We start from the raw sequence: 8,357 nt of genomic DNA on the forward strand, positions 1-8,357 counted from the left end.
CGGCCCTCGAGGGGGGCCGCTGGAAGAAGAGGCGCGGCGGCGAGCAGCCGACCCGAGCGGTCCGCGGCACCGTCACTCCGGACCGCGGAGGGGCAGCGGGACGCGAGTCCGTCGCGCGGGTCCGAGCGCGCCTGCGCCGAGCCCGCCGCACGGGACCGGCGTCGACGATCCTCACCGTCGACGATCCTCGCCGTCGGCGATCTCGAGACGGATCCGGGCCGACGCCGGGCCGACCTCGCGGGTCGGCCCCTCGACCGACCCGGCCGCGGTCATGCCGCTGTGCGTTACCTGTTCGTTATGAAAAAGGCGCCTACACGACCAAACCAGGGACACCCTGGGAAACGGCAGGTCGCGGGAGAAAACTCTCCTCCATGAACCAGACAGCGGCACCCGTGCGCGAGCATCGAGCTCTCTACTTCCTGCTCGCCGCCCTCGCGGGCATCGTCACGGGCGGAGTCCTCCTCGCCGTCGCCGAGCTCATCGCCCTCGCGGTCGCCCGCACCGCGAGCCCCGTGCTCGCGCTCGGCGCCTTCATCGTCGACATCGTCCCGCGCCCGCTCAAGGAGTTCGCGATCGAGACGTTCGGCGAGAACGACAAGACCTTCCTGCTCGGCAGCGTGGGCGCCGCGGTCGTCGTCGCCGCCGCGATCGCCGGAGTGCTCCAGCTGGTCCGCCCGCCGCTCGGCCAGGTGCTGCTCGTGATCGCCGGCGGCCTCTCGATCGCCGCCATCGTGACCCGCACGGGAGCGTCGCCGCTCGCTGCGGTGCCCACGCTGGTCGGACTCGTCGTCGCCGTCGTCGTCATGCACCTCCTCTTCACGCGCCTGCGCGGCTGGCGTGCGGCCCGGGTCTCGGAGGCCAGGGGAACATCCTCCGAGGCCCGTCCGGGCGCCCTCGAGCGCCGCGGCTTCTTCCGCATCGCGCTGATCTCCGCCGTCGGCGCGGCCGTCGTCGGCACCGGCGCCCGCCTGGTCAACGCGGCGACCTCCTCCCTCGCCGGCGTCCGCGACGCCCTGCGCCTGCCGTCCCCGCGCAGCACCGTCTCGGTCCCCGCGGGCGCCGAGCTCGACATCGAGGGCATCACGCCGCTCTACACGCCGAACGCCGACTTCTACCGCGTCGACACCGCCCTCACCGTGCCCAACCTGGACCCGTCGGCCTGGTCGCTGAAGATCACCGGCATGGTCGACCGCGAGGTGACGCTGAACCTCCAGCAGATCTTCGACATGGGCCTCGACGAGTACGGCATCACCCTCACCTGCGTCTCGAACCAGGTCGGCGGCAACCTCGTCGGCAACGCCAAGTGGCTCGGCGTCCCCCTGCGCGACGTGCTGAAGATGGCCGGCGTGCAGAGCGGAGCCGACATGCTCCTCTCCACCAGCAGCGACGGCTACACGGCGTCCACCCCGATCACCGCGGTCACGGACGAGAACCTCGACGCGATCCTCGCCGTCGGCATGAACGGCGAGCCCCTCCCGTTCGAGCACGGCTTCCCGGTGCGGATGATCGTGCCCGGCCTCTACGGCTACGTCTCGGCCACCAAGTGGCTCACCGAGCTCAAGGTCACCACCTTCGAGGCCGACCAGGCCTACTGGACCCCGCGCGGCTACTCCGCCGAGGCCCCCATCAAGATGTCCTCGCGGATCGACACCCCGCGGATCGGCGTCCCCGTCACCTCGGGCGCTCTCAAGATCGCGGGCGTCGCCTGGGCGCAGAGCATCGGCATCGAGAAGGTCGAGGTGAGCATCGACAACGGCGACTGGCAGGAGGCGATGCTCTCGACCCCGGTCAACCTCGACACCTGGGTGCAGTGGTTCGTCGACTGGGACGCCCAGCCCGGCTCGCACTACGTCGCGGTCCGCGCGGTCGACAAGAACGGCATGGTCCAGATCGAGGACCGCGCACCGGTCGCGCCCGACGGCTCCTCCGGCTGGCAGCGCACGCTCATCAACGTCACCTGACGCCCTGCGGAGGCGCCGATCCCCGGGGGTCGGCGCCTCCGGTGCGTCCGGCGTCCGTCGCGACGACGCCCCCGCAGTGCGGACGGCCCTGACGCGACGTCGCCTTGGCGGCAGGCACCGCGGCACGTCCCGGCCCGGCGCGCAAGCCTCCGCGGCGGCGCAGCCCGCGAGGAGGCGCCGCTCTAGCCTTCGAGGATGCGCTCCCGGCTCCTCCACCTCCGCGAATCCTTCTGGTTCCTCCCCGCCCTGTTCGGCGTCCTCGCCGTCGGGCTGGCGCTGGGGCTGGTCGAGGTCGACCACCTGCTGGTCCGCGCCGGCGTCAGCGACATCCCCCTGATCGAGGACCTGTCGCCGACCGGCGGCCGGGCGATCCTCTCGGCGATCGGCGGGACGATGCTGGGCGTCGCCGCGACCTCGTTCTCGATCACGATCTCGGTGCTGGCGACCACGTCCTCCGCCTACGGGCCCCGGCTGGTCCGCAACTTCATGGCCGACCGCGGCAACCAGGTCGTCCTGGCGGTACTCACCTCCACGTTCCTGTACTCGCTGATCGTGCTGCGCGCGGTGCACACGGAGGAGGACGCGTCGCTGACGTTCGTGCCGGTGGTGGCCGTCTCGTTCTCGGTGCTGCTCGCGGTGGGCGACGTCGCGGTGCTCGTCTACTTCATCCACCACATCGCGCTGTCGGTGCAGGTGACGACGCTGCAGCAGCGGGTGCTCGGCGAGCTCGTCGACGTCATCGAGCGGCTGCACCCGGAGAGCGGGGAGGAGCCGACGGACGCGGAGGAGGCCCAGCCGCCGGCGGGGCGCGAGCCGGTCGTCCTGCGGGCGGTGCGGGGCGGCTACGTCGAGCAGCTCGAGGTCGAGCGGCTGGTCGCCCTGGCCCGCCGCGGCGACGCGCGGCTCCGGGTGCTCGCGCTGCCCGGCGACCACGTCCTCGTCGGCGACCCGGTGCTCGAGGTCCTGGAGGGGTCCGTCGCCCAGGAGGAGGCGGTCGCCGCGGTCGTCGTCGCCGACGCGCGCACCCCGCACCAGGACCTCCGGTACGCCGTCCAGCAGGTGGTCGAGATCGGAGTCCGCGGGCTCGCGACCGGCACGAACGACCCGTACACCGCGGTCGGCGCCGTCGAGGCCCTGACCAGCGCGCTCGTCGACCTCTGCGGCCGGCCGGAGGCGCGCGGCCGCTACTCCGACGCCGACGGAGTCGTCCGCCTGGTCGTCCCATGGCCTCGGGCGGGTGAGCTGCTGGCCGAAGTGTTCCTCGCGCTGCGCTCGTACGCGATGGAGCAGCCGCTCGTCGTCCGCGCCGGCGTGCGCCTCGCCGAGCGGCTCGCGGTCGTCGCCCGCGGCGGGACCCGCGTCGAGCTGCACCGCCAGGTCCAGGCGTTCGCCGCCGCGCACGCCGCCGCCGACGGCGACGCCCTCGAGGCGCCGGCCCTGCGCGCGTCGCTCGCCGCGCTCGAGGCGCGCCTCGCGGCCTGAAGCCGGCCTGCCCGATGCTCCGGGAAGCCGCACCGCCCATGGAGTGCTCGAATCGATTCGAGTAGGCTCGGCGCATGACAGAGAACACCACTGAGCTGCGCGTGGGGATCGTCGGCCTCGGCTTCGCCGGCACCACCCACCTCGACGCCTTCCAGTCCCTGCCCGGCGCCCGCGTCGTCGCGCTCGCCGGCCAGGAGGAGGCGCGCCTGCACGAACTCGGCGCGACCCGCGGCGTCCCCGACCTCTACGCCGACTGGGAGGAGCTCGTCGCCCGCGACGACCTCGACGTCGTCTCCATCGGCGTCCCGAACCACCTGCACCACCCGATCGCCGTGGCCGCGCTCGCGAGCGGCAAGCACGTCTTCTGCGAGAAGCCGCTCGCCACCACCGCTGAGCTGGCGGCCGAGATGGTCGAGGCCGCCCGCGCGAACGACCGCGTGCTCGAGATCGCCTACAACCACCGCCGCCGCGCCGACGTCGCCTTCCTCCGCGACTACCTCGACGACGCGCCGCTCGGCGACGTCTACCACGCCCGCGCGAGCTGGCAGCGGCGCACCGGCATCCCCGGCATCGGCTCCTGGTTCACCAGCAAGGAGCTCGCCGGCGGCGGCCCGCTGATCGACCTCGGCTCCCACGTGCTCGACATCGCGCTGCACCTGCTCGACGAGCCGCGCGTGACCAGCGTCTCGGCGGTCGCGTACGGCGAGATCGGCCGCTCCGGCCGCGGAGGGCGCCCGCACGGCGTCGCCGCCACCGGCACGCACGCGTTCGAGGTGGAGGACTTCTCGAGCGCCCTGCTGCGCCTCGACAACGGCCGCTCGCTCCAGCTCGACGCCTCCTGGGCGAGCTACTCGAGGGTCGACGAGGACATCGAGGTCGAGCTGCTCGGCTCGGCCGGGGGCGCGCGCCTCCACATCGCCGACTACGCCACGGAGGGGACTCTGACGCTCTACTCCGAGGTCGCCGGAGCGCCGACCGTCTCGCACCCCGACGTGAAGGTCCCCGCCGGGCACCACCGCTCGGTCATCGCCGAGTTCCTGGAGGCGATCGCCTCGGGAGCCGACGCGCCCGCGGGCGGCCCCCGCTACTCCGGCCACTACGGCGAGTACGCGCTGCACCGCAGCCGGGTGGTCGACGCGATCTACCGCTCCGCCGCCGAGAAGCAGGAGGTGGCGGTCGCATGAGCGCCCCGATCGAGGTCCTCGTCTGGAACGAGTTCCGCCACGAGACCCGCGGCGACGAGACCGTGCTGCGCCACTACCCGGACGGCATCCACCGCGTCATCGCGGACGGACTCGCGGAGTCGCTCGGCGACGCCGTCTCGGTGCGCACCGCGACGCTCCCCGAGCCCGAGCACGGGCTCACCGAGGAGGCGCTCGCGACGACGGACGTGCTCCTGTGGTGGGGGCACATCGCGCACGAGGAGGTGTCGGACGAGGTCGTCCAGCGGGTTCAGCGGCACGTGCAGGAGGGGATGGGGATCCTGGTCCTGCACTCGGGCCACTACTCGTCGATCTTCAAGGCGCTCATGGGCACGACCTGCTCGCTGAAGTGGCGCAACGACCGCGACCGCGAGCTGGTCTGGACGATCGCGCCCACGCATCCGATCGCCGAGGGCGTGCCCAGCCCGCTGATCATCCCCGAGCAGGAGATGTACGGCGAGTACTTCGACATCCCGGTGCCGGAGGAGACGGTGTTCCTGTCGACGTTCACCGGCGGCGAGGTGTTCCGCTCCGGCGTGACCTACACCCGCGGCCTCGGGAAGGTCTTCTACTTCTCGCCCGGCGACCAGGACTACCCTGTCTACCACCACCCGGACATCCGGCGCGTGCTGGCGAACGCCGTCCGCTGGGCCCGCCCGACCCGGCCGCGCACGCCCCTCACGGCCGACCACCACCCCCGGGGCTGGTTCGAGTCCTGACGCGAGCTCCCGCGCCCTCCCCTCCCTCTCCGCGAGATGCCGCTCCGGTACGCGACACGCCGTGCCGGGCGCACCGACGTGGCGTCTCGCGGGGAGGTACTGGGGGGATGCAGCAGTCGGAGGGGCGCGAGCCGGACGAGGTGCGCCGGTACGGGGAGGCTCCGGAGCAGATCGCGGACGTCTTCCGCGGGGCGCCCGGCGGGGCGCGCCGGCCGGTCGTGCTCGTGCACGGCGGGTTCTGGCGGGCGCGGTGGGACCGGCGGCACGCCCGGCCGCTCGCGGCGGCACTGGCCGACCGCGGGCACGACGTGCTCCTCCCCGAGTACCGGCGCACGGGCGACCCGGGAGGCGGCTGGCCGGGCACCGGCGACGACGTCCTGGCCGTGCTCGCGGCGCTCCCGGCACTGCTGCCCGGCGCCGGACCGGTCGCCCTCGTCGGCCACTCCGCCGGCGGCCACCTCGCCGTCTGGTCGCAGGCCGCCCGTCCGTCGCCGCACGTCGCCGCTGTGGTGGCACTGGCGGGCTTGCTCGACCTGGCCGCCGCCTCCGCCGACCGCCTCAGCGACGACGCCGTGGGGGAGCTCCTCGGCGGCGACCTCGCGCTGCTCCCGGGCGCCGACCCCGCGTAGCTGCCGGCGCCGCCGCAGCCGACCACGCTGATCCACGGCGTACTCGACGAGGACGTCCCCGACGCCTACAGCCGCCGATACGCCGACCGGCACCCCGCCGTGCAGCTGCACGAGCTCGCCGACGCCGACCACATGGCGCTCGTCGATCCGACGACGCCCGCCTTCGCGATCCTCCTCGCCGCGCTCGGCTGACGCGCGCCGGGAGCGGGACTGCGACGCTCCGCCCGCCGAGGCGCGACGGGAACAGGCCGCCTACAGGACCGGCGGGTACAGGAAGAGCGGGACCTGCGCGGTGGGGAAGGTGCGGGTGACGTAGCTGTGCTTGCCGCCGTAGTTGTACTCCTCGAGGAGCACGGTGCCGTCGTCGTTGACCTTCTGCACGTACGAGACGTGGTTGTAGGTCCACCACGCGACGCAGCCGACGATCGGGACGCTGCTGGTCGCCCAGCCCTTCGCGGCCCAGTTGTCCGGCCACTCGTAGGCGCTGCCGCCGAGCGGGGTGATGTTCCCCCACGTGTACTTCCACGGCGCGGAGGTGCGGCCGGCGTCGCGGTTGAGGCGCCAGGCCACGAAGTCGACGCACTCGCGGTAGTAGTAGCCGAGGGGCGAGAGTCCGCCGCCGTCGTCGTCGATGGTCTCGTAGGGCCACGGGTAGTCGTCGCCGACCGCGCGGGTCTGCACGGTCGAGAACTCTCCGCCGTTGGATCCGGAGAGCACGGCCGCCTGGCGGCTGGCCTCGTCGAGCTGCGCCTGGGTCGGTGCGGCGAAGGCGTCGCGGACGGCGGTCTGGCCGGCGGCGTCGGAGGAGACGGTGAGGTTCTGGAGGCCGACCCGGTTCGCGGCGGCGCGGCCGGTCGCGGTGGCGGAGGAGCTGCGGGCGCCGTACGCGGGGATCGCGGCCGTGGCGAAGAGGCCGCCGACCACCGAGAAGGTGCCGAAGGCCAGGGCGCGGCGGCTGAGGCCGCGGGCCCGGGCGGGCTCGGCGGCGCGGGGAGCGACGGGGCGGAAGGCGGACGCGCGGCGCGGTGAGGCCGGGATCGACCGGGAGGCGGGGGAGGCGACGGCGGGGACCTCGACCGAGACGGTCGGAGCGGTCGCCACGGCCGTTGCGGCGTCGACGGCGGTGGGCGCGGAGTCGCCAGCGCCTGCGGAAGCGGCGGAGTCGTCCGATCCGCTGCCCTCGACCGCGGTGCCGGCGGTCGCCGCGCCCGTCTCCGTCTCGGCCCGGGCCGCACGGCGCTCGGCCTCGCGGGCCTCGCGCCGGGTCAGGGGTGCAGTGGTCGGGGTGCCGGCACTCTCCTCAGGGATGGGAATGCCTGGCTTCGACACGCGTGCGTTCTCCTCGGATGACGGTGGTGACGGGGGTCGGGGGCCGGTGGGGATCCGGCGACGAGCCACTATAGCCCGAGGCCCGCGCATAACGGAACGATCACGACGGATCCGGCACGGATGCTCCGACCGCTCGCGCCCGCGCGGTGCCAGGATGGGGCGCAACCGGGAAGGAGCTCCTCATGACCGCACCCACCCCCACCGGGCCCGTCCTCGTCGGCATCGTCGACGGCCAGCGACCCGAGGTCCTGCGCACCGCCGCCCGCGTCGCCGCCGACGCCGGAGCCGCCCTGCTGCTCGTGTCGGTCTCGGCCGATCCGTACCTCGTCGGCGAGTACGTCGATCCGATGACCGGCGGCATCCCGCTCGGCTTCGTCGGCGCCGCGGCCGACCGCGGCGAGGGCCCGTCCCTCCCGCCCGGGCTCCGCGAGACGGTCGAGCACGAGCTGGACGGCAGCACCGTGCAGTGGTCGCTGCGCGCGGCGCGGGGCGAGCCCGCCCTGGCGCTCGCCGAGGTCGCCGAGGAGGTCGACGCGCGGATGATCGTGGTCGGCACCCGCGACGCGGGCGTGCTCGCGAGCATCGCCGAGTTCCTCAGCGGGAGCGTCGCCGCCCACCTCGCGCACCGTCAGCACCGCCCCGTGCTCGTCGTCCCGCGCGCCGACCGCGACCCGTCGCGCCCGGCGCCCTGGGACCTCGCGGAGTGACGCGACCCCTCCACCTGCGCCCCTCCGCGATCCTCCTCGTCGCGGCGGGCGGAGCCGTCGGCACGGCTGCCCGCGCCGCGATCGGCGCCGCACTTCCCCCGTTGGGCGTCGTGCCGGTCGCGACGCTCGCCGGGCCGGCCTGGGGTACGGCGTCGGCACGGCTGCGCTCGCCGTCGCGGCGGCCGCCGCGGGCCTCGCCCTGACGGGCGTCCGGCTGTCTTGAGCGGCGCGGTGGGCACTCCGACGCGGCGCGGCGGGCGAACCGGAGCGGCGTGCGGCTCTGCTCCTCACCGCCCTTCCCGGAGCCCACCCCACGCCCCTCCGCACC

Annotated in this window: 8 protein-coding genes; 7 read left to right on the forward strand and 1 reads right to left on the reverse strand. The window is 74.3% G+C overall.

The genetic code is table 11. The features are described 5' to 3' along the window. Positions 1-371: 371 nt before the first annotated feature. From C5D09_RS10955 to C5D09_RS10975, 5 genes are all read left to right on the forward strand, one after another. Positions 372-1,961, forward strand: coding sequence for a molybdopterin-dependent oxidoreductase (locus tag C5D09_RS10955; protein ID WP_104269309.1), 1,590 nt, complete (start codon positions 372-374; stop codon positions 1,959-1,961). 195 nt (positions 1,962-2,156) lie between these two features. Next, positions 2,157-3,443, forward strand: coding sequence for a DUF2254 domain-containing protein (locus tag C5D09_RS10960; RefSeq protein WP_104269310.1), 1,287 nt, complete (start codon positions 2,157-2,159; stop codon positions 3,441-3,443). Between the two features lie 74 nt (positions 3,444-3,517). After that, positions 3,518-4,627 carry a Gfo/Idh/MocA family protein gene (locus C5D09_RS10965; RefSeq protein ID WP_104269311.1) on the forward strand — a complete coding sequence of 370 codons (1,110 nt, stop codon included), beginning with the start codon at positions 3,518-3,520 and terminating at the stop codon, positions 4,625-4,627. Then, positions 4,624-5,364 (forward strand): ThuA domain-containing protein, encoded by a 741-nt coding sequence (locus tag C5D09_RS10970; RefSeq protein WP_104269312.1) that lies wholly within the window; start codon positions 4,624-4,626, stop codon positions 5,362-5,364. The genes C5D09_RS10965 and C5D09_RS10970 overlap by 4 nt, the downstream gene beginning before the upstream one ends. Before the next feature lie 107 nt (positions 5,365-5,471). Beyond that, the gene (locus C5D09_RS10975; protein ID WP_219813068.1) at positions 5,472-5,993 is read left to right on the forward strand and encodes an alpha/beta hydrolase; all 522 of its coding nucleotides are present in this window, start codon (positions 5,472-5,474) and stop codon (positions 5,991-5,993) included. Between the two features lie 252 nt (positions 5,994-6,245). Here the strand turns inward: C5D09_RS10975 and C5D09_RS10980 are convergent, their stop codons facing one another. After that, on the reverse strand, positions 6,246-7,322 hold the full coding sequence (locus tag C5D09_RS10980; protein ID WP_104269313.1) for a CHAP domain-containing protein: 1,077 nt from the start codon (positions 7,320-7,322) through the stop codon (positions 6,246-6,248). Between the two features lie 182 nt (positions 7,323-7,504). Between C5D09_RS10980 and C5D09_RS10985 the strand changes: the two genes are divergently transcribed. After that, complete coding sequence (locus tag C5D09_RS10985; protein WP_104239244.1) at positions 7,505-8,029, forward strand: universal stress protein; 525 nt, start codon at positions 7,505-7,507, stop codon at positions 8,027-8,029. After that, positions 8,026-8,232, forward strand: a complete 207-nt coding sequence (locus C5D09_RS17150; RefSeq protein ID WP_104247674.1) for a hypothetical protein — start codon at positions 8,026-8,028, stop codon at positions 8,230-8,232. Before C5D09_RS10985 ends, C5D09_RS17150 begins: the two co-directional genes overlap by 4 nt. Positions 8,233-8,357 lie beyond the last annotated feature (125 nt).

It is taken from the genome of Rathayibacter sp. AY1C9 (assembly GCF_002932315.1).
Taxonomy (GTDB): domain Bacteria; phylum Actinomycetota; class Actinomycetes; order Actinomycetales; family Microbacteriaceae; genus Rathayibacter.